The sequence below is a fragment of the Acinetobacter calcoaceticus genome (assembly GCF_900520355.1).
Taxonomy (GTDB): domain Bacteria; phylum Pseudomonadota; class Gammaproteobacteria; order Pseudomonadales; family Moraxellaceae; genus Acinetobacter; species Acinetobacter calcoaceticus_C.
This window is the reverse complement of sequence record NZ_LS999521.1, coordinates 2260586-2282374: the sequence shown is the minus strand read 5'-3', so window position 1 is coordinate 2282374 and position 21789 is coordinate 2260586. Positions and strand designations below refer to the sequence as shown.

At 39.1% G+C, this 21789-nt stretch carries 21 protein-coding genes; 16 read left to right on the top strand and 5 right to left on the bottom strand.

Going from position 1 to position 21789, the window contains the following annotated elements; translation table 11 throughout:
* The first annotated feature begins 25 nt into the window (after positions 1-25).
* Entirely contained in the window at positions 26-1417 is a 1392-nt protein-coding gene (locus tag AC2117_RS10920) for an LLM class flavin-dependent oxidoreductase (RefSeq protein ID WP_133974035.1), read from the top strand.
* Positions 1418-1612: 195 nt separating this feature from the next.
* The gene (locus AC2117_RS10915) at positions 1613-3079 is read left to right on the top strand and encodes an MFS transporter (protein WP_133974033.1); all 1467 of its coding nucleotides are present in this window, start codon (positions 1613-1615) and stop codon (positions 3077-3079) included.
* Positions 3080-3138: 59 nt separating this feature from the next.
* Here the strand turns inward: AC2117_RS10915 and AC2117_RS10910 are convergent, their stop codons facing one another.
* Positions 3139-4323, bottom strand: a complete 1185-nt coding sequence (locus tag AC2117_RS10910; RefSeq protein WP_075431369.1) for a hypothetical protein — start codon at positions 4321-4323, stop codon at positions 3139-3141.
* 440 nt (positions 4324-4763) lie between these two features.
* Between AC2117_RS10910 and tauA the strand changes: the two genes are divergently transcribed.
* From tauA to tauD, 4 genes are read left to right on the top strand one after another with little or no spacing between them, the layout of a single operon-like run.
* Complete coding sequence (gene tauA / locus AC2117_RS10905; protein ID WP_133974031.1) at positions 4764-5804, top strand: taurine ABC transporter substrate-binding protein; 1041 nt, start codon at positions 4764-4766, stop codon at positions 5802-5804.
* A 9-nt stretch (positions 5805-5813) separates the two neighbouring features.
* A complete protein-coding gene (locus tag AC2117_RS10900; RefSeq protein ID WP_133974029.1) occupies positions 5814-6605 on the top strand; it encodes a taurine ABC transporter ATP-binding protein in 792 nt (263 codons plus the stop codon).
* Entirely contained in the window at positions 6602-7471 is an 870-nt protein-coding gene (gene tauC / locus AC2117_RS10895) for a taurine ABC transporter permease TauC (protein ID WP_133974027.1), read from the top strand. The genes AC2117_RS10900 and tauC overlap by 4 nt, the downstream gene beginning before the upstream one ends.
* Before the next feature lie 8 nt (positions 7472-7479).
* Complete coding sequence (gene tauD, locus AC2117_RS10890; protein ID WP_133974025.1) at positions 7480-8361, top strand: taurine dioxygenase; 882 nt, start codon at positions 7480-7482, stop codon at positions 8359-8361.
* Between the two features lie 93 nt (positions 8362-8454).
* On the opposite strand, the gene AC2117_RS10885 is transcribed toward tauD, so the two are convergent.
* A complete protein-coding gene (locus AC2117_RS10885) occupies positions 8455-9345 on the bottom strand; it encodes a LysR family transcriptional regulator (RefSeq protein ID WP_133974023.1) in 891 nt (296 codons plus the stop codon).
* A gap of 197 nt (positions 9346-9542) precedes the next feature.
* Between AC2117_RS10885 and AC2117_RS10880 the strand changes: the two genes are divergently transcribed.
* From AC2117_RS10880 to AC2117_RS10870, 3 genes are all read left to right on the top strand, one after another.
* Positions 9543-10229, top strand: a complete 687-nt coding sequence (locus tag AC2117_RS10880) for a hydrolase (RefSeq protein ID WP_133974021.1) — start codon at positions 9543-9545, stop codon at positions 10227-10229.
* Between the two features lie 311 nt (positions 10230-10540).
* Positions 10541-12415 (top strand): amidohydrolase, encoded by a 1875-nt coding sequence (locus AC2117_RS10875; protein ID WP_133974019.1) that lies wholly within the window; start codon positions 10541-10543, stop codon positions 12413-12415.
* A 57-nt stretch (positions 12416-12472) separates the two neighbouring features.
* A complete protein-coding gene (locus tag AC2117_RS10870; protein WP_075431371.1) occupies positions 12473-12634 on the top strand; it encodes a DUF1427 family protein in 162 nt (53 codons plus the stop codon).
* Between the two features lie 69 nt (positions 12635-12703).
* Here the strand turns inward: AC2117_RS10870 and arsC are convergent, their stop codons facing one another.
* Positions 12704-13132, bottom strand: a complete 429-nt coding sequence (gene arsC / locus AC2117_RS10865) for an arsenate reductase (glutaredoxin) (RefSeq protein ID WP_133974017.1) — start codon at positions 13130-13132, stop codon at positions 12704-12706.
* Positions 13133-13216: 84 nt separating this feature from the next.
* On the opposite strand from arsC, the gene AC2117_RS10860 reads away from it, so the two are divergent.
* The 4 genes from AC2117_RS10860 to arsH are packed head-to-tail and all read left to right on the top strand — an operon-like array spanning position 13217 to position 15781.
* Positions 13217-13546 carry a metalloregulator ArsR/SmtB family transcription factor gene (locus AC2117_RS10860; protein WP_133974015.1) on the top strand — a complete coding sequence of 110 codons (330 nt, stop codon included), beginning with the start codon at positions 13217-13219 and terminating at the stop codon, positions 13544-13546.
* Between the two features lie 4 nt (positions 13547-13550).
* Complete coding sequence (locus AC2117_RS10855) at positions 13551-14024, top strand: arsenate reductase ArsC (RefSeq protein ID WP_133974013.1); 474 nt, start codon at positions 13551-13553, stop codon at positions 14022-14024.
* A 10-nt stretch (positions 14025-14034) separates the two neighbouring features.
* On the top strand, positions 14035-15081 hold the full coding sequence (arsB, locus tag AC2117_RS10850) for an ACR3 family arsenite efflux transporter (protein WP_133974011.1): 1047 nt from the start codon (positions 14035-14037) through the stop codon (positions 15079-15081).
* Positions 15068-15781 (top strand): arsenical resistance protein ArsH, encoded by a 714-nt coding sequence (arsH, locus tag AC2117_RS10845; protein ID WP_133974009.1) that lies wholly within the window; start codon positions 15068-15070, stop codon positions 15779-15781. Before arsB ends, arsH begins: the two co-directional genes overlap by 14 nt.
* A gap of 58 nt (positions 15782-15839) precedes the next feature.
* Here arsH and AC2117_RS10840 read toward each other — a convergent pair whose 3' ends face one another.
* On the bottom strand, positions 15840-16742 hold the full coding sequence (locus AC2117_RS10840) for a LysR family transcriptional regulator (RefSeq protein WP_133974006.1): 903 nt from the start codon (positions 16740-16742) through the stop codon (positions 15840-15842).
* Positions 16743-16843: 101 nt separating this feature from the next.
* On the opposite strand from AC2117_RS10840, the gene AC2117_RS10835 reads away from it, so the two are divergent.
* The 3 genes from AC2117_RS10835 to ahpF all read left to right on the top strand — a co-directional run bounded on the left by AC2117_RS10835 (position 16844) and on the right by ahpF (position 19670).
* The gene (locus tag AC2117_RS10835; RefSeq protein ID WP_133974004.1) at positions 16844-17404 is read left to right on the top strand and encodes a chromate transporter; all 561 of its coding nucleotides are present in this window, start codon (positions 16844-16846) and stop codon (positions 17402-17404) included.
* Positions 17404-17925: a chromate transporter gene (locus AC2117_RS10830; RefSeq protein ID WP_133974002.1), complete on the top strand. Its 522-nt coding sequence runs from the start codon at positions 17404-17406 to the stop codon at positions 17923-17925. The genes AC2117_RS10835 and AC2117_RS10830 overlap by 1 nt, the downstream gene beginning before the upstream one ends.
* Positions 17926-18104: 179 nt before the next feature.
* The gene (gene ahpF / locus AC2117_RS10825; RefSeq protein ID WP_133974000.1) at positions 18105-19670 is read left to right on the top strand and encodes an alkyl hydroperoxide reductase subunit F; all 1566 of its coding nucleotides are present in this window, start codon (positions 18105-18107) and stop codon (positions 19668-19670) included.
* 53 nt (positions 19671-19723) lie between these two features.
* Here the strand turns inward: ahpF and AC2117_RS10820 are convergent, their stop codons facing one another.
* Positions 19724-21730, bottom strand: coding sequence for an esterase/lipase family protein (locus AC2117_RS10820; protein ID WP_133973998.1), 2007 nt, complete (start codon positions 21728-21730; stop codon positions 19724-19726).
* Positions 21731-21789 lie beyond the last annotated feature (59 nt).

Sequence of the window (21789 nt, the reverse complement as noted above, 5' to 3'; positions counted from 1 at the left end):
TAATTAAAATGCTGGCTGATATTTTATGACTAAGAAGATTAGTTTTAATGCTTTTGAAATGAATTGTATTGCACATCAATCTCCCGGATTATGGCGACATCCTCAAGATCGATCTGTTGAATATAAAGATTTAGAATATTGGACAGATTTAGCACAAATTTTGGAACGTGGTTTTTTTGACGGTATTTTTATTGCAGATGTGCTTGGCATTTATGACGTTTACCATCAAAGTGCTGAGCATGCCTTAACAGGTGCAGTGCAAGTTCCAGTCAATGATCCATTACAGATAGTTCCTGCTATGGCGGCTGTAACGAAGCACTTGGGCTTTGGTGTGACCACATCAATTTCCTTTGAACATCCTTATCCTTTTGCTAGACGTATTAGTACCCTAGATCATTTGACCAAAGGACGAGTTGGCTGGAATATCGTGACGTCTTATTTAGAAAGTGGTTCAAAAAACTTAGGCTTAAAAACTCAGGTCAATCATGACAACCGTTATGACATTGCCGATGAATATTTAGAAGTGCTCTATAAACTTTGGGAAGGTTCTTGGGAAGAGGGTTCGGTACTGCGTGACCGTGAAAGAGGTATCTTTGCTGACCATAAAAAAGTGCATCCAATTCAGCACGAAGGTAAGTATTTTACTGTACCAGGCATCCATATTTGTGAACCTTCACCACAGCGTACACCTGTATTATATCAAGCAGGTGCATCATCTCGTGGCCAGAAGTTTGCTAGCCAAAATGCCGAATGTGTGTTTATTGCAGCACCTTCTAAAATTGCGACTAAAAAGATTGTACAAGGCATTCGCCAAAAACTGGCTCAAGAAGGACGCGATCCTTACTCAGTTAAAATTTACGCGCTCTTGTCGATTGTGACAGATGAAACCGATGCAAAAGCTCAAGCTAAGTTTAAAGAATATCAAAGCTATGGAAGCTATGATGGCGCTTTAACTTTGCTCTCGGGTTGGTCAGGAGTTGATTTTTCACAATACCAACCGACAGATAAAGTGGAATATATTCAAACCAACGCGATTCAATCTTTACTAGACTCTTATGTGAATGCGGACCCTGAGCGAGTCTGGACTATTGAGGAAATCGCAAACTGGAATAGTCTAGGTGGGAACGGACCAGTATTGGTGGGTTCAGCAGAAACAGTTTCCGATGCTTTACAGCAGTGGGTTGAAGATACTGATGTCGATGGCTTTAATCTTGCCTATATTTTGGCTCATCAGACCTTTGCAGATGTTGTAGAGTTTATTGTCCCAGAGTTGCAAAAACGCGGGGTATATCAAACTTCATATGTAGAGGGAACGTTAAGAGAAAAATTATTTGGTGCAGGACCATATTTACCAGAAAATCACCGCGGTGCAAAATGTCGAAATCTAAAAGAATTAAAGCTTGCTGAGGCAAGTTAATATCTTAAATTTTATTTAAGTGAAAGCTGGTTAAATACTGGCTTTTATTTTATTTGTTTTTATATCGGTTTTATTGCTGAGTTAATGATGAAAAGATAATTCTATAATTCAGATTAAAACATCAGATTAATTTGTTTTTCTATTATGTGAATAATCATTATTTTGTTTCTGTTATTAAAATTCAGGAATTATTAAGTGAGCGTACAAGAACTAAATCATGCGCATCGCCATGAAATTAAATCTCCCGATGATGTATCACAATTAATCTCCAAATTTGCGGGGAAGGGTAAATCTAATAAAGTCATTTGGTTGGCACTGATTGGTGTATTTATCGATGCTTATGATTTGACGACGCTCTCTTTCGGTATTGAGCAGGTCATATCAGAGTTTTCTTTAAGTCCTGTCATGACAGGTGTAGTTGCTTCGGCAATTGTCTGTGGAACCATTGTCGGTAATTTAATTGGCGGTTGGCTAACCGATAAAATCGGTCGTTATCGAGTGTTTATGGCTGACATGGTGCTGTTTGTTATTGCGGCCATTGTGGCAGGCTTTGCACCAAATGTGTGGGTACTCATTTTAGCCAGATTTATTATGGGTATTAGTGTTGGGGTCGATTTACCTGTAGCGATGTCTTATTTATCTGAGTTTTCTAAGTTTAACGGAAGTAGCAACAAGGCAGCCCGTTTAGCCGCTTGGTGCCCAATGTGGTACGCCGCATCTTCTGTCTGCTTTGGATTAGTTTTGGCGCTTTACTTTCTTTTACCACCAGAGCATAGCAACTGGTTATGGCGAGCTTCTTTAATTTTTGGAGCGGTGCCCGCGTTACTCATTATTTTTATTCGTGGTAAATATTTAACTGAATCACCAATTTGGCTGGCTAATCAGGGTGATTTAAAAGGGGCAGCTAAAGTTCTGCAAGAATCCTATGCAATTAACGCTGTAGCAACAGTTGAAAAAGTAGAAAGAAAGGCTGAAACAAAACAACGCGAAGGCTTTGCTGTTTTATTTAATAAAACCTATTTGCCAAGAACGATTGTGGCAATTGTGATTCATATTTCGGTGGCATTTCAGTACACCACCATTGCTTTCTTTTTACCGTCCATTTTGACTCGTTTTTTCCATACTGATGTTTTGACGACCATTACCACAACACTCGGGCTAAATTTACTGTTTGCATTTACAGGCGGGTTGTTGGGGGTATTTGTTGCCAGTAGATTTAAATCTCGTCATGTGTTGCTCACAGGCTTTTTACTCCAATTTATTGCCCTTATTGCATTGGCATTAATTGGTGAGCCGGGCAATAGCTTTTTACTCTACACTGCCATTGGCATGCTCGGTTTATGGCTTTTTGCTGAAGGTTTCGGACCAGGGGCACAAATGATGGTCTATCCAACAATGGCTTATCCTGCTTCGATTCGTGGTGTTGGCGTTGGGTTTAACCGTGCTGTAACTGGAGTGGCTCAGGCAATTGCTTTGTTTGTTTTGCCGATCTGGATGGCAGGCTACAAAACAGATGTATATCTGATTATTTCTGTGTTTGCTTTTATTCCTTTAATTGTGATTGGACTACTTATTAAGTTTGAGCCAACTGCACAAGATGTAGATGTCATTGACGAAAATAACCCAGACCTTCCACTCAATAATTCACCAGTAATTGATTAGTTAAACCTAAATTTTTTAGATAAAAACAAAGGCCAACATGTATTGGCCTTTGTTTTGAATTAGAAATAATAAGCAAAGATCACAAACGCTTTTTTATTCCATTTATCGTTAGTTCCGCCAGCCGCTAGGCCCTCACTATCCCCTAAATAAGGGTCATGTTTGCCAATTAGCAACTCGGCTTGTACCGTCAGTTTTTGATAGTTAAACGCAATGCCGGGGATAAAACGGGTTGAGTCTTTAAAGCCGTCTTGCTCTTTTTTATAAGCACTATAATTTAGATAAGGGCGCACCGATGTAATGGGGCCAAATTGTTGAGGAAATAGATAGCTCACTTCGGCTGAATATATCTGGCCTTTGGTTGCTGAGTTAAATGAGTAATCAAAACCACCTAAAGTAAGATGATCTTTGTATTGAGAGTCAGCATTATCAATGTCTTGATAACCTGCCAAAAGCTGTAAGTTCCATTGTTTATAAGTGGTGTTGTTAAAAATTGAATAGACTTGGCGATCGCCATCTTGGCCTGAGCGTTTATTTTCAATGGTTGAATACCAAGCAGAGGCACCAAGTTGGCTGGAGAAGTCTTCTTGCCCAGCTATATTTTTAAATGTATGCGCACCGCGAACAACAATTGAGTTCTTTTCTTGGGTATTTGTGCCTTGCGGTACAGAATCATCAGCGTTGACAGGGTTGATACTAAATCGACTCGAGTCTTTGCTTTTGCCTCTATAGTTGCCGCCATCGGTAGGATAAAAGGCAAGTTGTGCTTCATTGGTTCCATCATTGAAATCATATTTCACCCCAAGGTTGTGCACATCTTCCCAACCTGCACTATTAGCAATGCCTAAATAATAAGTATTTCCCCAAAAGCGACCCAAGCCAAAAGGGACGGGGTTTAAGCCAGCAATAATTTTACTGTTGTCATTAATTTTATAACCCACCCATGCGTCTGTGAGCCAATTGGCATCGCCTAAACGGCCATAATATTCATAAAGCCGATAATCTAGACGGCCAATCCATTTGGGAGAGTTATAGTCTAGCCAGAGCACCGCGTCATTAAAAGAAAATTTGCTAGTCGTGGGATCTGAATCAAAATCATAAATGTATTTTGCCCGAATTGTGCCACTCACTTTGAGTTGACCTTCTTCAGCATTGCCAAAAGTAAGTGCCGCTTGGCTTGAAAGACTGCAACCTATAAGTGCACTGGCAATAAAAGTTTTCTGGATAATTTTATGATGTTTAAGCAAAAGCCTGTTTCTCCTTTTATCAATAAAAAATTAAATTTGTGTCATATATAAACTAGAAAAAATATTGATCAAATCTCAATATTTGCTGAGGTTCTATGATAAAAAGATAATAAAATCATATCATTGTATAAAATAATGAAAATTAATTAGATGCAAAACTCTAGATACGAGAAGCAAAAATAAAAATGATGAAATGAGTAGGATAAAATAATTAGAAGGTCTATGTCAGGTTTTTCTAATCATGTTTTTTTGAATATCGTTTTTAATTATTGATATATAAGTACTTTAATTTTACCTCTAACCTACAAGATTGCTTGAAGTTTTCTTTTTACCAAAAGATAAAAACTTATAAGGAAAAGTTATTTATCAAAAATAGATAAGCAACTCAGATTTTTTTATTTTTCATTATAAAGCCTGCTGCATACCATGAGCTTATATTATTGAAAGATCATAAAATTATGAGCACAAAGACCAAACCGTTAATTATTACGGCAATTGTGGTAGTCGCAATTGTTGCATTTATCGTATGGCAAAATAAAAAAGACAATAATACAAGTGCCTCAGTTGGTGACAGCAAACCAGTCATCATTGCTTATCAAACTGGAGTTGACCCAAGTAAGGTCGCACAAGCAAATGGGGAATATGAAAAGCATAGTCAACGTACCATTCAATGGAAAAAATTTGATGCGGGCTCAGATGTTGTTAACGCATTGGCTTCTGGTGATGTCGTGCTTGGTAATATTGGTTCTAGTCCACTTGCAGCGGCAGCAAGCCGTGATTTACCGATTGAAGTATTCTTAATTACTTCAAAACTTGGTGCCTCTGAAGCATTGGTAGTAAGTAATAAATCAGGCATTAAAAGCCCTCAAGATTTAATTGGCAAAACTATTGCTGTACCTTTTGTTTCAACTACGCATTACAGCCTTTTATCTGCGCTTAAACATTGGAACATTCCAGAAGATAAAGTAAAGATTATTAACTTGCGTCCACCTGAAATTGCAGCAGCGTGGGAGCGTGGAGATATTGATGCAGCTTATGTGTGGGAACCTGCTTTAAGTAAAGCGAAAGCGTCAGGCACGGTATTAATCGATTCTAAACAAGTGGGTGAATGGGGCGCTCCAACCTATGATTTATGGGTTGTGCGTAAAGACTTTGCAGAGAAAAATCCTGATTTCTTAAAGTCGTTTGTTAAAACCACACTTGAGCAACTCGAAAAATATAATCAAGACCCAACTGCATACGTTAAAAATGCCGATAACGTTGAAAAAATTGCTCAGTTAACAGGTTCTGATCCAAAAGATATCCCGCTTTTATTAAGTGGAAATATTTACCTTGACCACGCTCAGCAAAAACAAACGTTAGATGGTGAATTCGCGCAAAATATTTTTGATACAGCGAAGTTCTTAAAAGGTCAGGGCAAGGTCGATCAACTTAAAGCCGATTATAAAGGCAATGTGAATTCTTCATTTTTGCAGCCTTAAGGAGTTGTCATGAGTGTACTAGAAGCCAAACATATTCATCTGACTTTTCCTAAACAGCAAAAGCCAGTTTTACAAGACATTAACCTCAAAATTGAAGAAGGTTCTTTAACCGTCATTTTAGGTGAGTCGGGTTGCGGCAAAACAACGCTACTCAATATTTTGGCAGGTTTTCAAAAGCCGAGTTCAGGTGATGTGCTTGTAAATCATGAAGTGGTAAATGGACCAGATGTAACCCGCGCAGTCGTGTTTCAGGATCATGCATTACTTCCTTGGCTGAATGTTGCAGATAATGTTGGCTTCGCTTTGCAGTTAAAAGGTTTAAAGCGTGCAGATATCGAAGCGCAAGTGAACGCAATTTTGAAAATTGTGGGTTTAAGTCACGTTGAAAAAGCCAATATTTGGGAGCTTTCCGGTGGTATGAAACAACGTGTGGGTATTGCTAGAGCTTTGATCAGTCACGCGCCGTTTATTTTACTCGATGAACCTTTTGCCGCATTAGATGCTTTTACTCGTGAAAACATGCAGCAGTTAGTGCTTGATTTGTGGATTCAGCAAAATAAAAGTTTCTTTTTAATTACTCATGACATTGAAGAAGCATTATTGCTGAGTAATCAGTTAGTTCTGATGACAGCGCATCCAGGAAAAATTGTAGAAACTCTACATCTCGATTTTGCGAAGCGATATCGTCAGGGTGAGTCTATTCGTTCAATCAAGTCGGATCTTCAATTCATTCAGCTTAGAGAACAGTTATTTGAAAGCTTAAGAGCACAAAAACAAACCGAGGAGGCGTTAACCACATGAGTACTAAAGATAACGTCTATGAATATGACAAAGCAGGGCTAAAACTTAAGCCAGATGTGCAAACAGAAAATGCTTCATTTCTATCGACATTTTTAGAAAAACATCGCACTTTGGCTGTGAGCATTATTAGTGTCGCAAGTGTTGTCGCTTTTTGGTTTCTGATTACTGCTTTGCATGTAGTACCTGAACTGTTTTTACCGAGTCCACAGGCAGTATGGCAAAAATTTATATCGGTAAGCCAAGAAGGCTTTATGAAGGCAACCTTGTGGCAACACTTAGCAGCCAGCATCTCTCGTGTATTTTTAGCTTTGATTGCTGCTGTGGTGATTGGTGTTCCCTTAGGTTTGTGGATGGGGCTGAACAAATGGGTACGTGCAGTTTTAGATCCTTTGGTTGAGTTATTGCGTCCAATCCCACCGTTAGCTTATTTGCCATTACTCGTGATTTGGTTTGGTATTGGTGAAACCACTAAAGTACTTTTGATTTTCTTCTCGATTTTGGCGCCTGTCATTATTAGTAGTGCGCATGGCGTGTTAAGTCATCAGCTTAATCGTGAACGTGCTGCACTGTCGCTAGGAGCGAGTCAGACACAAGTATTTTGGCATGTCATTTTACCAACGGCTTTACCTCATATTATTACCGGTATTCGTATTGGTCTTGGGGTGGGCTGGTCCACATTAGTTGCAGCAGAGTTGGTTGCAGCAGACCGTGGTATTGGTTTTATGGTGCAATCGGCAGCACAGTTCTTAATTACTGATACGGTGATTCTGGGCATTATTGTGATTGCGATTGTCGCAGTTAGTTTTGAGCTGTTTTTACGTTGGTTACAAAAGCAGTTTTCTCCTTGGTATGGTCAGCAGTTGTAGTAAAGAAGATGAATACAGTAATAGCGAACTTAAATATTGAAGTGATCAAGCCTACCATTGGCGCAATTATTCATGATATTGATTTGAATGTCTTGGATGAAAATACAACACAGCAAATCCAACAGGCTTTGCTTGATCATCAAGTCATCTTTTTTCGAAAGCAAAAATTAGCACCTCAGGCTCAAGCAGATTTGGCACGAAGTTTTGGCACCTTACATGTGCACCCGATTTATCCTTCTATTGAAGATGTGCCTGAAGTGATGGTTCTGGATAGTTGGAAGCAGGACCTGCGTGATAATGAGCTTTGGCATACAGACGTCACTTTTAGCAATACACCACCATTAGGTTGTGTATTGCAAGCCATTAAAATTCCACCTGTAGGTGGCGATACTTTCTGGTCAAGTAACACGGCAGCTTTTAAAGGGCTTACGTTAGAGCTACAAGAAAAATTACAAGGTTTGACTGCGACACATGATATTCGTAAATCTTTTCCACTCGAACGTTTTGCAAATAATGACGAAGAGCGTGAAAAACTGCTACAAGCCTTTAAGCGTAATCCACCAGTGGTCCATCCAGTTGTGCGTACTCATCCAGTCACAGGCCAACCGCTGCTATTTGTGAGTGAAGGTTTTACCACTCAGATTAATGAATTACCTGAACAGGAAAGCGAGCAGTTGCTTAACTTCTTGTTTGAACATGCCACACAAGAAAAGTTCCATTTGCGTTGGAAATGGCAAGAGGGTGATGTCGCAATCTGGGATAACCGCTGCACCCAACATAAGGCATTATTTGATTATGGTGATGCACACCGCATTATGCACCGTGCCACCATTAACGGTGATGTGCCATTTTATAAAAAGGAACAACAGTCAGAGCTTGCTGGAGTTTAAGCAGAGCAAAATTTATTTAAAAATAAGAAGATTGAAATTACTCAAACCAACTAAAAAAAGTGGGCCAATTCTTATGGAAAAGGCCCAGACCACTTATTTTATAGGAACGATTTGATGTGTTAAAAAATCGATAAATAGTTTTACTTTCTTCGACAAAATTTTACGGTTGGGCCATGTCACATATAAATGAAGTGGCTGACTGGTGTAGTCCTCCAAACATTTCTGTAATTTACCTTCTTTGTAGTAATGGTCTGCAATAAACTCGGGAAGAAAGACGATGCCGTGATCTTTTAGACACATATCTAATAATAATTCACCATTATTACAGGTCATCACAGGGAAACAATTAAAAGACACTTCTTTTTGGTCTTTTTCAAAAACCAATTTTTTATGACGGCTATCTTGATAATAAATTAAAAATTTATGATCTTTGAGTTCCTCTAAAGAGGCGGGTAATCCATGCTGATTAAAATACTCAGGTGTTGCGTATAAGTAACGTTGATAGGTATTTAATATTTTACTATTTGCCAAATTTGGAGGAGAGCCATCTACACGAATTGTTAAATCAAATTTATTATTATTCATGTCTAGTAGCTGATCTGTCATGAATAAATCGATTTTAATACTGGGATATTTCTCAATAAAGTCTGAAATGATATTTTGAAGAAAAATATTGCTAAAAGACATGGGCGTATTGAGCTTGAGTTCACCTTCAGGGTACTGCTGATTGTAGCTAATTTCATAGGCAGCCCATTCAAACTCACTTAAAATGACTTTGCTGTGTTGATAGAACTTTTCTCCACAAGATGTTAAGTTCATCTGTCTTGTTGTTCGGTTTAAAAGTGTGGTTTTTAGGTCATTTTCAAGATAGCAAACACGTTTGGCAACCAAGTCGCGAGAGATATCGAGAGCTCTGGCTGCACTACTAAAATTACCATGTTCTACGACACTTACAAAAGTGGAAATACAGTCTAATCGATCCATGGATAAGCGAAAGTTAAAAAAATATATATCAATGATTAAACTATAAAAATTAAAAAGCAATCATTGTTTTAATTGTATTCGCACAGGATACAGATTCGTGCTGATTTAGTGTCTATGCCTTTACATTTTTATCTGTTTTTATAATGACCAGTAAGCAATTTAAATGCATTACACATAAGGAATAATGGAGTTTACCCATGAATAAATCACTTTTAGAACAACTTTCACCAACGAATTGTCAGATTATTTTTATTGATCACCAACCACAAATGGCTTTCGGGGTACAGTCGATAGATCGTCAAGTATTAAAAAATAATACGGTAGGTCTCGCAAAGGCAGCTAAAACATTCAATATTCCTTTCACCATTACCACTGTTGAAACAGAAAGCTTCTCTGGTCATACCTATCCAGAGCTTTTAGACGTATTTCCAGATGCGCCACTTTTAGAACGTACTTCAATGAATTCATGGGATGACCAAAAAGTACGTGATTCACTTGCAAAAAATAATCGTAAGAAAGTGATTGTTTCAGGTTTATGGACTGAAGTGTGTAATAACACCTTTGCTTTTGGTGCCATGCTCGAAGGCGATTATGAAATTTATATGGTAGCTGATGCCTCAGGTGGCACCTCGAAAGAAGCGCACGATTATTCTATGCAGCGCATGATTCAAGCAGGCGTTGTTCCTGTAACTTGGCAGCAAGTGTTGCTTGAGTGGCAGCGTGATTGGGCACACCGTGATACTTATGATGCAGTCATGGCAATTGTACGTGAGCATTCTGGTGCTTATGGTATGGGCGTTGATTATGCCTATACAATGGTTCATAAGGCACCTGAACGTACAACATCAAAACATGAAGTACTTGCACCCGTTCCTGCAAAATAAGCAATAGTTGAGTTAAGGGTATTTTGATATTTAAGTTGATTTATTCGATTTTTGACTATATTTGATAAGTGGAAAAGCCATCTGCAACTGTTCGAGGCAGGACAAAATCTGAAAAAGATTGTAATTGAACGAGTTTTGCAGATGGCAATGGTTTTGGTTACTTTTTCCGAAAGAAAAGTAACAGAATTAGCTACTTTTATTGGATGTAAAACGGTCAGACTCCGTCGTGTAAAATTGAAAAGAATAATGAAATAGATATGTTGTTATACCTTTATTTTTTAGAACGATAATTCACAAGAATGGAGTTCAGAATGACCGAAATAAACCTCATATTCAAAAACGGTAAAATCACAACACTAGACCCTCAGAACCCAGAAGTACAAGCAATTGCTATCGCAGAAGGTAAAGTAGTACGGACAGGTACAAATGATGAAATCATGAAGCTGGCAACAGCGACCACCAAAGTTGTAGACTTAAATGGACGTCGGGTCATCCCAGGTTTAAATGACAGCCATCTGCATATTATTCGTGGTGGTTTGAACTACAATATGGAGCTGCGTTGGGAAGGTGTGCCATCTGTAGCGGATGCACTACGCTTACTCAAAGAACAAGCAGATAATACTCCAGCGCCGCAATGGGTGCGGGTAGTGGGTGGTTGGACTGAATTCCAGTTTGCCGAAAAGCGTTTACCGACTTTAGAAGAAATCAACAAAGCTGCACCAGATACGCCAGTTTTTGTTTTACATCTATACGCCAGTGCCATGTTGAACCGCGCTGCTCTGAATGTACTAGGTTTTAATAAAGACACACCAGATCCACCGGGTGGCAGAATCGAGCGTGATGCAAAAGGCGAACCCACGGGTTTGCTACTTGCAACACCATCGGCCATGATTTTGTATTCAACCTTAGGTAAGGCTCCGAAATTACCAGTTGAAGAACAAGTCAATTCAACTCGTCATTTTATGCGTGAACTCAATCGTTTGGGCATTACCTCTGCAATTGATGCGGGAGGTGGTGGGCAAAACTATCCCGAAGATTATGATGTTATTAAGCAATTACACGATCAAAACCAAATGACGGTGCGAATTGCATATAACTTATTTGCTCAAAAAGCAGGTGAAGAGCTTGATGATTATCGCCGTTGGACAGAAATGACATTTCCGGGCGATGGTGATGAACTATTTAGAATGAATGGAGCGGGTGAGAACCTGACTTGGTCGGCGGGTGACTTCGAAGATTTCTATGAGCCACGTCCAGATTTACCAGAAAAGATGGAAGGTGAACTCGAAGCCATTGTTGAGCATTTGGCTGAAAAGAAATGGCCTTTTCGTATTCATGCAACCTATGATGAAAGCATTAACCGGTTACTCAATGTTTTTGAGCGAGTAAATGCTAAACAGCCATTTGCGACCCGATTTATTATTGACCATGCCGAAACGGTATCAGAACGTAATATTGAGCGTATTGGTGCATTGGGCGGGGGAATTGCAATTCAACACCGAATGGCTTATCAGGGCGAAATTTTTGTAAAGCGCTATGGTGCCGATGCAGCCAAAAATACGCCACCAGTTAAAAAAATGTTGGAACTCGGTGTGCCAGTCGGTGCAGGAACAGATGCGACACGTGTTGCATCTTATAATCCTTGGGTCTGTTTATATTGGCTAAGTACAGGTAAAACTGTTGGTGGTTTGCCGCTATATGATGAAAAAGATTTATTAGACCGCCAGACAGCACTGAAACTCTGGACTAAAGGTTCTGCATGGTTTTCAGGTGAAAAAGAAGTCAAAGGTTCATTAACAGCAGGCGAACTTGCTGATCTGGTTGTACTCTCTGATGACTATTTCAAAGTTGAAGCAGACGATATCCAATGGATTGAATCTGTACTGACTGTACTTGGTGGAAAAGTCGTTTATGCAGGTGCTGAGTTTAAGCAAGATGATCCGCCTTTACCGCCAGCCTTGCCAACATGGTCGCCTGTAAAACGTTTTGGTGGTCAATGGCGATTATCTGAAAACCGTAATGCACCTTCAAATCAGACTCTACAGTCAGAAAGTGCGCTATGTGCATGTGCTAGCAGTTGTGGCATGCATGGACATAGCCATTCATGGATGCTTGATGTTCCCGTAAATGATAAAGATAAAAAATCTTTCTGGGGCGCACTAGGGTGTTCTTGTTTCGCATTTTAAATAAAACAGTGTGGGAATTTGCCTCTTTAAATGGCTTGATTCCCTAAGGTATGTAGCATGAAAATGTACTTATTATCTTTGGCTGTAGGGCTGCTCGTTGGTGTCTTATATTACGTTTTAAATGTTAAGTCACCAGCTCCACCTCTTGTAGCATTAGTCGGTTTATTAGGTATGGTCATAGGAGAACAACTCCTTCCTCTTATTAAGTCCTATTTTTAACCGCTTTCATTCAACAAAAAAGCTAAATGGTATTGCGCCATTTAGCTTTTTATTTATGAGAATCTTAGATTATTTTACTCGTTGCCCTTGTTCATTAATAATCACTTCACCATCTTCTTTCGCAAAATAGTCTAAGTTTTCTGAATCTAAAATATCAAGGACAATTTCAGAAGGGCGGCACAGACGTGTACCTTTTGAAGTCACCACAAACGGACGATTAATTAAAATTGGGTACTGGACCATAAAATCAATTAGCTGTTCATCTGTCCAGCGGTCTTGTTCCAAATCTAAATCTTTATATGGATCAACATTTTTACGAATTGCATCACGAACGGTTAATCCAGCTTGTGAAATGAGTTGAGTAAGCTCATCTTTACTAGGAGGTGTCTGTAAATATTCAATAACAATGGGTTCAATCCCAGCATGACGAATAAGTGCCAGCGTATTACGTGAGGTGCCGCAAGCAGGGTTATGGTAAATCTTCACTAGCTCAGTCATGACAAATTTATCGCCGAATTAAGATATTGCATTTATATATGGATATCCGTATATTTGCAATAACGAATATGAAATGTTGCTGACATGATCACTCAAGTCGATTTTTTTAAATGTCTTTCGGACCCTACTCGGTTAAGCATTCTTAAATTGGTTTTAAGCAAACAAAACATATGTGTTTGTGAACTGACCGAGCAACTTGATTTAAGCCAACCAAAAATTTCCCGACATTTAGCGCTATTACGTACTCATGGCATTTTACTTGACTCAAGACAAGGGCAATGGGTGTATTACAGCGTTAACCCAAATTTACCAAGTTGGGCCGTTGAAGTTTTGAAAATTATAGGAAACCAAGATGAAGATTCGATGAAACACCAATCTTCACAGTTTTCTTCTATTTCCACCTATTGTGAGTAACACCATGAAATTCTTATTTTTATGTACTGGAAACAGTTGCCGTAGTATTTTGTCAGAAGTGTTATTTAATAGCCGTGCACCAGAAGGTTGGAAAGCGTATAGCGCAGGCAGTAAACCATCAGGTCAGGTGCATCCTTTAACTCTTGAAACGCTTGAAAATTTAGGTCTTTCAACAGAAGGTTTATGGAGCAAAACCATTGATGACTGCGAGCAATTTCAGCCAAATGTTGTGATTACAGTCTGCGACTCTGCTGCACAAGAAGCATGCCCACTTTATTTAGGTGGTGCAATCAAAGCACACTGGGGCTTAAGTGATCCATCTCATTTAGACTTGCCAAAAGAAGAAAAATTAAAAGCATTCCAAGAAACTGTAGATCATATCAACCGTCGTTTAGATGCATTGTTTGCATTAGATGTTGCGAACTTAAACCGTTCACATTTGATTGCTGAGATTAATAAAATCTCTCATATTGAGTAAGAGAGCCGAGATGACTAAGCAAAAGCTTTCTTTTTTAGACCGGAACCTAACGCTATGGATTTTTATTGCCATGGGTTTAGGGGTGGCAATAGGTGTTTTCTTTCCTCAAGCCTCGGTTTCTTTGAATCAACTCAGTGTAGATAACGTTAATATTCCGATTGCAATTGGTTTAATTTTAATGATGTATCCACCTTTGGCAAAGGTAGATTACGCAGCTTTACCGGAAGTATTTAAAGATAAAAAAACGTTGGCTTTGTCTTTAGTACAAAACTGGTTAATTGCGCCAATTTTGATGTTTGCTTTAGCGATTATTTTTCTACATAACTATCCGGAATATATGACAGGTCTAATCTTGATAGGCTTGGCACGCTGCATTGCAATGGTATTGGTATGGAACGGTTTGGCATGTGGGGATAACCAATATGTTGCTGCTTTAGTTGCTTTTAACAGTATTTTCCAAATTTTATTCTTTAGTACTTATGCATGGCTTTTCTTAACTTTCTTGCCGCCGTATTTTGGTGTGGCGGGTCAAGTCATTGATGTGAATTTCTGGACCATTACCCATGCTGTATTGGTTTATTTAGGCATTCCATTTTTAATGGGTTTCCTCACGCGATTCATTTTAGTGAAAGCAAAAGGGTTAGATTGGTATCAAACTAAATTCTTACCAAAAATCAGTCCGATTAGTTTGCTTGCATTACTATTTACCATTGTGGCTATGTTTAGTCTTAAAGGTGGTGATGTGGTGAGCTTACCTTTAGATGTGCTACTGATCGCCATTCCGTTGACGATTTACTTTGTGGTGATGTTCTTCATTAGCTTCTTTATGAGTAAACGTATGGGGAATAACTATCCACGTACTACTGCCATTTCATTTACCGCGGCTGGCAACAACTTTGAGCTAGCTTTAGCGGTTGCGATTGCTACTTTCGGTTTAGCATCACCTGTAGCATTCACCACAGTGATAGGACCATTAGTTGAGGTTCCGGTTTTAATTTCACTCGTTTCTGTTTCTCTTTGGCTCAAGAAAAAGTATTTCTCACATGAACAGTCTTAACAATGATTTATCAAATGTAGCGTTAAATCTTTTAGATAAGCCTACTTTTGAACAAGTGCAAGCACAGCAACTTGAACATCCACCACGAATTTTATTAATGTACGGTTCTAATCGTGAGCGTTCTTACAGTCGTTTTGCTGTGTTGACAGCAGGCCGAATTCTTGAATATTTAGGCGCCGAGGTCAAAATCTTTCATCCTAAAGGTTTACCTTTACCAGAAGATGCAGAAACAGATCATCCCAAAGTGCAAGAGTTGCATGAGCTTTTGACTTGGGCAGAAGGTATGGTGTGGTGTTCACCAGAACGTCATGGTGCAATGAGTTCGATTTTAAAAGCTCAGATTGATTGGATTCCCTTAGCTGGTGGAGCAATTCGTGCAACACAAGGTAAAACCTTAGCCGTTATGCAAGTCAGTGGAGGTTCTCAATCTTTCAATGCTGTGAATCAAATGCGCATTTTAGGGCGTTGGATGCGTATGATTACCATCCCAAATCAGTCTTCAGTTGCTAAAGCTTTTTTAGAGTTTGAAGAAGATGGAAGTATGAAGCCTTCTTCGTATTACGATCGAATTGTCGATGTAATGGAGGAACTCTATAAGTTCACTTTATTAACACGTGGACAAAAACAATACCTGACAGATCGTTATTCTGAACGCAAGGAATCGGCAGAAGAGCTGTCAAAACGAGTCAATCAAAAATAAACTGTTTTATGAAAGAAGTGCGCCACTTGGAGCACTTTTTATTGCCTAGCTTTTAAACTCAAGTCATTGTGGGTAATAGTTTTTGTAGTAGTTCAATAAAGTTTGAAACTTTTGCAGAGTTTTCATTTTCTCTGGTAATTAAATAAATTGGCGCTTTAGGTTTAACAATATCATCAAATTCACGATAAACAATTTCGTTATTCCAAAAGTTATGCATAGACGCAGGTACAATACTGATTCCAATTCCGGCGGCAACAAGGTTTAAGGTCGCAGTAGGGCGAGGAGCCTCTTGAATAATATGCGGACTAAAACCAGCTTGATAACAGGTATATAAAATATTGTCATATAAACCTTGCCCAGATGAGCGTCGGTATAAAACAAAATTTTCATCAGACAAATCACTTAAAAGAATTTTATCTTTCTGAGCAAGTGGATGGCCTAAGGGTAAAGCCATAATCATAGGCTCATCAAGTATATGTATGTTTTTTAAACCAACATCTCGGCTTACTGGTGTACGCAAAAAAGCCACATCAAGTTTCTCAGATAACAACCAATCTAATTGCTTTTGACTACCTGCTTCTTCAAGTTTAGTTTGTACAGCAGGATACATTTCTCGATAAGAACGTAATAAAAGTGAAATGAGTGGATGTAAACCTGCGGAACTGGTAAGGCCAATATTGAGTTGTCCTGTTTTACCTTGACTAACATTTTGTACAATTTGTGGAATATGTTTGGCGTGTTCTAATAGTAATTTCGCTTCTTTAAATAATACAGTTCCGGCTTCGGTAGGCTCAATGCCACGTGGCTGACGAATTAAAAGTTGTACTCCTAGTTCTTGTTCTAATTTTTTTAATAATCGGGTAAGAGGAGGTTGTTGAATAAATAATCGATTTGCTGCATGAGTTATATTCCTTTCTTCAACCACAACAACAAAAGCATGTAGTTTGTGCAAATCGAGCATAGGAATACCTTTTGAGTATGGTTCGGAGAAATAAAAGCATTTGTAGATATATCATAAAAGTAGCATTCTATCTGAGTCAAATAAAGTGAAAAGTAACGAAAATGAACCATGTGGAAATTGCAGTGCAGAAGGAGAGCGTACCTAGTTGCACCGAACTTTTTTTGGGTTTTTTGACACTAGGTTTAATTGGATTTGGCGGGGTATTACCTCTGGCTCGTAAAGTTATTGTGGAACAGCGGCAATGGCTAAGTCCTGAGAAATTCACCGAGTTACTTGGTCTGTGTCAGTTCCTTCCGGGCGGGAATATCATTAATTTGTCGGTTGCGATGGGTATGGAGTTTCGAGGTATCCGTGGGGCAGTTAGTGCCTTAATTGGTCTTATTCTGGCTCCGACTATTATCGTTGTTCTTTTGCATTATGTGTATGAACAATTCCAAGACAATTTAATGGTAAAGCACCTTTTCGAAGGGTTGGCGGCGGCGGCGGCGGGGCTTTTAGTTGCTACAGGCCTAAAAATGTTAAAGCCATTATTGCGTAATCCTTTAGCGATGTGCGTTGTCGTAGCGGCTATCATCAGTATTGCATTTTTGAAAATCTCTTTGCTCATCACCATGCTGGTTTTACTGGCGATTTACTCGACCATTATTTGGAGACGTGTGTAATGGGTGCAGTTTTACTTACATTAGCTATCATTTTTACTCAGTTATCACTTATTGCTTTTGGCGGTGGAAATACGATTTTGCCGGAAATGCAGCGACAAGTTGTTGATATCCATCACTGGATGACAGCTCAAGAGTTCAGTGCACTGTTTGCTATGGCTCAGGCAGCTCCAGGACCTAATATGATGATTGTGCCACTTGTGGGATGGCATGTAGCAGGGTTATCGGGGTTACTTGTGACATCAACCGCTAAATTTTTACCTTCATCAATTATTACTGTATTTGTAATGAGAGGTTGGTCAAAATTTAAAGATAAGAAATGGCGTCGTGTTTTACAGCTTGCTTTACAACCTGTCACTGTGGGAACTGTGCTTGCCAGTGCGTGGATTATTTCTGAGGCGGCTGCAATAAATACTTTACTTGTCATTATGGTCGTCGTTGCAACTTTATTATCTTTAATTAAAAAGGTTCATCCCTTACATGTCCTGATTGCTGGGGCTGTATTTGGCGTGGTGTTACTCTAGTTTAACCAGTTTGCCGACCTGCGCTGGATGAGTTCAGGTTGGCTTTTTTTGATTGAAGTGAATAATAATTAAATCTAAAAAACCGATCAAATCTATAAAAACATACTGTTTTACCTATTTTATGTTTTGACGTACTATGCATCTATTGAAAGAATTTGGATGCATTGGAGTAAAAACAGATGTTAGATCAAAACATTAAAACTCAATTAAAAGCTTACTTAGAACGTTTAGAAAGTCCAATCGAATTAGTTGCTGCTTTGGATGAATCAGATAAAGCTGCTCAAATTAAAGAGCTGGTTACCGAAATTGCTGAACTTTCTGACAAGGTCACTGCACGTTTTGATGGCAACAATACACGTCGTCCAAGCTTTGGTGTGGCTAAAGCAGGCGAACAACCTCGTGTGTTCTTTGCCGGCTTACCAATGGGTCATGAGTTTACGTCTTTGATCTTGGCACTGTTACAGGTGTCTGGCTATGCGCCTAAAGTTTCTGATGAAGTGCTGAACCAGATTAAAGGTTTAAACCTGAAAGCTGACTTTGATGTATTTGTATCGCTAAGCTGTCATAACTGTCCGGATGTGGTGCAGGCGCTTAACCTGATTGCCATTTATAACCCGAACACAACCGCAACCATGATTGATGGTTCATTCTTCCAAGACGAAGTGGAACAACGCAAAATCATGGCGGTTCCAATGGTGTTCCAAGACAACGAACACATTGGTCAAGGCCGTATGACCCTTGAAGAAATCGTGGCGAAACTCGACACCAACTCTGCTGAAAAAAATGCAGCAGCGCTTAATGCCAAAGATGCCTTTGATGTATTGGTGATTGGTGGTGGACCTGCAGGGGCAACGGCTGCAATCTATGCGGCACGTAAAGGCATCAACACAGGTATTGTGGCTGAACGCTTCGGTGGTCAGGTCATGGATACCATGGACATTGAAAACTTCACGTCTGTGCAAAAGACTCAAGGTCCTAAGTTTGCTGCCGAAATGGAAGCCCATGTTCGTGAATACGATGTCGATATCATGAACCTGCAACGTGTGAGTAAAATTACAGGTGCAGACCAGACTACAAATGGTCTGGTTGAAGTTGAACTTGAAAATGGTGCAAAACTTGAATCGAAAACAGTGATCCTTTCAACAGGTGCGCGTTGGAGAGAAATGAACGTACCGGGTGAACAAGAATACCGTACCCGTGGTGTAGCGTATTGCCCACACTGTGATGGCCCTTTGTTCAAAGGCAAACGTGTTGCGGTGATTGGTGGTGGTAACTCAGGTGTAGAAGCTGCAATTGACCTTGCAGGGATTGTTGAGCATGTCACTTTGGTTGAATTTGACACCAAACTTCGTGCTGACCAAGTGTTGCAAAACAAACTGCATAGCTTGCCAAATACAACTGTGATTATGAATGCATTAAGCACAGAAGTGTTGGGTGACGGATCACAAGTGACAGGTCTTAAATATAAAGATCGTGCGACTGATCAAGAGCATGTGGTAGAGCTTGCAGGTATCTTTGTACAGATTGGTTTGTTACCAAATACTGACTTCTTGAAAGACAGTGAGCTTGAGTTAACCAATCGTGGCGAGATCATGGTGAATGACCGCAACGAAACCAATGTGAAAGGTGTGTTTGCTGCGGGTGACTGTACGACAGTTCCGTACAAGCAAATCATTATTGCCACAGGTGAAGGCGCGAAAGCATCACTCTCTGCCTTTGATTACATCATCCGTTCTGGACAATAAAAATCCATCCCAAATGCAAAAAGCCAAAGGATCACCTTTGGCTTTTTTTATTTTTATGGTTTATATAAACCATGTTCGACTAAATGCTCTCGTAAAATACGACGCAGTTCTAAAACGGCTTGCGGTGTAAGTTGTATTGAGTGACCACCTGGAAGAACCTTCTCAGATTTGGCTCCCTCTAAGTGAGCACTCTTATAAGGAACAATTCCATCCGTAATTACATTTGGATCATCGCTCTTGGTAATATTTCCCATAATTGAGTGAAAAACCAAACCTTGATGTGGATTAATATTTTCCGTGAGTTCCATAAATTTGGACTGATGACTCAAATCACTTGGACCATTTTGAATCAAACCATTATCAATATTACTTAAGAAATCTTTAACATCTAAATTTTCAGTGGTGAGCGAAGTCGCTACGGCTGACAAAAATGCGCCCGGTAGACGAATAACTTTACGCGCAGCTAATGTAAACCAGCGATCTGCATAATCTGTACCTCGATGAGGAGAAGCCAAGAAAATTGCACGATCAAAATTATTAATTGAATGCATTTGCAATCGTTCAGTAACCATTGGATGTTTCTTAAAACGGTTTTGCTGACGAATCGTCATTAACTCTAAAGCAGGCTTGGTAATATCGCCATCACTTACTAATAATCGGCTGATAATACCTCCCATGCTATGTCCAACAAGTACGGCATCATGTGTAGCAGGATCATTAGGGTTCAAAGAACCAAAAGCTTGCTTAAGTAGGGCATAAGTTTGGAAACGGCTTTCTAGAATCGGCATATTGGTCGAATAGAAAACTTGCCAAACTTGATAATTATCTCTTAAAATCGTATCACCCATAACATCATTGGTCAAAGCAATCCATGCCTCAGGACTACTTGCGAGCCCATGGACTAACACAATAATTTTCTTATTTGGATTATAAGGTTCAAGCATGTATAGATGTGGCATGGTCAAATGCTGATCACGATCAATCAGACTTAAATAAGCCGCTACACCTAAATTATTTTCGGCTAACCATAGGCCGTAAGGCGCGGAAAAGTTGGCCGCTAGAGGATATTGTTTACCTGCTACACTAATATTATCGGTCCGATATGGATCATAAACCCGAATTACGAATTCAGGATTATTAATAATTTCTTCAACAGTGGTTGCATGTTTTGGTTCAGCTACAATAGTCGCAGCCAAATAACGTGCATGATGAATATTTGGATTAACACCATTTTTATAATTGTATTTAAGTGGGTCTAAAATATATTCATTAATATCTTCGCTTCCTGAACTCGGAAAAACAGCGACAAATTCAGACCCAAAACCATCACGACGGTTAATCGTTCTTAACCCTGAAAAATTTAAGTTATAACTTGAAATTAATTTTTCTAATTTTTGTCCCGTTAACTGTCTATGAAATTCAAAGTCAATTGAATAAACACTTTTACCAATATGAATTTGGGGCTCGACACCATTTTTTTGAGGGTGTCTCAAATCATAAACACCGACCATTTTGGCAATTGCCTGATTATAGAAGTCTCGAATCTGAACTTGTCTATTATCAAAAATACGGTCAGTGGGCTGACGCTTCGTTGCAAATAGATAGGCATAGCTATAACGAATACTTTTATCTAGTAAATTTAATTGCTGGTCTAAGCAATCATCATATTTATTTTGAATATTTGTTTTTTCTTCTTCAGACTTATGTTTAGCAAATCTACTCATTTTGCAATCCGAAGAATCTGACAAAGTCATTGCTTTTGCCAGATACATTTCACTTGCAGCTGATAAGAACTGTTCATCTAAAATTTGAGGTAATTTTTTGAGTTGATTTACACAGTTGTCAGGGGTGTCTGTACAAACTTTAGCTTCCTGACCAGACATCGATAAAACATTCAGACTTGCTTCGCTGAGTTTATCTTGCGTAAGAATACTATTACGTTCATTTGCAATAGTTACATTCAAAGCTTGCTGTTTAACATTAACGACCTGACAACCACTCAGAATTGAACCGAGTAGTATGACCGTCAATAGTGTTTTGCTTCTTTTTATTGGAAACATTATGGTCAAAATATAGTGGCTCAATGGTAGGTAGATCATACAAATTTTAAAGTATTTTT

What these genes read in the sequence shown, in the direction of transcription:
- AC2117_RS10920 (WP_133974035.1), top strand. Translation starts at nt 26, where the DNA reads ATGACTAAGAAGATTAGTTTTAATGCTTTTGAAATGAATTGTATTGCA.
- AC2117_RS10820 (WP_133973998.1), bottom strand. Translation starts at nt 21,730, where the DNA reads ATGTTTCCAATAAAAAGAAGCAAAACACTATTGACGGTCATACTACTC.
- AC2117_RS10835 (WP_133974004.1), top strand. Translation starts at nt 16,844, where the DNA reads ATGAACCATGTGGAAATTGCAGTGCAGAAGGAGAGCGTACCTAGTTGC.
- AC2117_RS10885 (WP_133974023.1), bottom strand. Translation starts at nt 9,345, where the DNA reads ATGGATCGATTAGACTGTATTTCCACTTTTGTAAGTGTCGTAGAACAT.
- AC2117_RS10860 (WP_133974015.1), top strand. Translation starts at nt 13,217, where the DNA reads ATGATCACTCAAGTCGATTTTTTTAAATGTCTTTCGGACCCTACTCGG.
- AC2117_RS10880 (WP_133974021.1), top strand. Translation starts at nt 9,543, where the DNA reads ATGAATAAATCACTTTTAGAACAACTTTCACCAACGAATTGTCAGATT.
- AC2117_RS10840 (WP_133974006.1), bottom strand. Translation starts at nt 16,742, where the DNA reads ATGCTCGATTTGCACAAACTACATGCTTTTGTTGTTGTGGTTGAAGAA.
- tauC (WP_133974027.1), top strand. Translation starts at nt 6,602, where the DNA reads ATGAGTACTAAAGATAACGTCTATGAATATGACAAAGCAGGGCTAAAA.
- AC2117_RS10900 (WP_133974029.1), top strand. Translation starts at nt 5,814, where the DNA reads ATGAGTGTACTAGAAGCCAAACATATTCATCTGACTTTTCCTAAACAG.
- arsB (WP_133974011.1), top strand. Translation starts at nt 14,035, where the DNA reads ATGACTAAGCAAAAGCTTTCTTTTTTAGACCGGAACCTAACGCTATGG.
- ahpF (WP_133974000.1), top strand. Translation starts at nt 18,105, where the DNA reads ATGTTAGATCAAAACATTAAAACTCAATTAAAAGCTTACTTAGAACGT.
- tauD (WP_133974025.1), top strand. Translation starts at nt 7,480, where the DNA reads ATGAATACAGTAATAGCGAACTTAAATATTGAAGTGATCAAGCCTACC.
- AC2117_RS10855 (WP_133974013.1), top strand. Translation starts at nt 13,551, where the DNA reads ATGAAATTCTTATTTTTATGTACTGGAAACAGTTGCCGTAGTATTTTG.
- AC2117_RS10830 (WP_133974002.1), top strand. Translation starts at nt 17,404, where the DNA reads ATGGGTGCAGTTTTACTTACATTAGCTATCATTTTTACTCAGTTATCA.
- arsC (WP_133974017.1), bottom strand. Translation starts at nt 13,132, where the DNA reads ATGACTGAGCTAGTGAAGATTTACCATAACCCTGCTTGCGGCACCTCA.
- AC2117_RS10875 (WP_133974019.1), top strand. Translation starts at nt 10,541, where the DNA reads ATGACCGAAATAAACCTCATATTCAAAAACGGTAAAATCACAACACTA.
- arsH (WP_133974009.1), top strand. Translation starts at nt 15,068, where the DNA reads ATGAACAGTCTTAACAATGATTTATCAAATGTAGCGTTAAATCTTTTA.
- AC2117_RS10870 (WP_075431371.1), top strand. Translation starts at nt 12,473, where the DNA reads ATGAAAATGTACTTATTATCTTTGGCTGTAGGGCTGCTCGTTGGTGTC.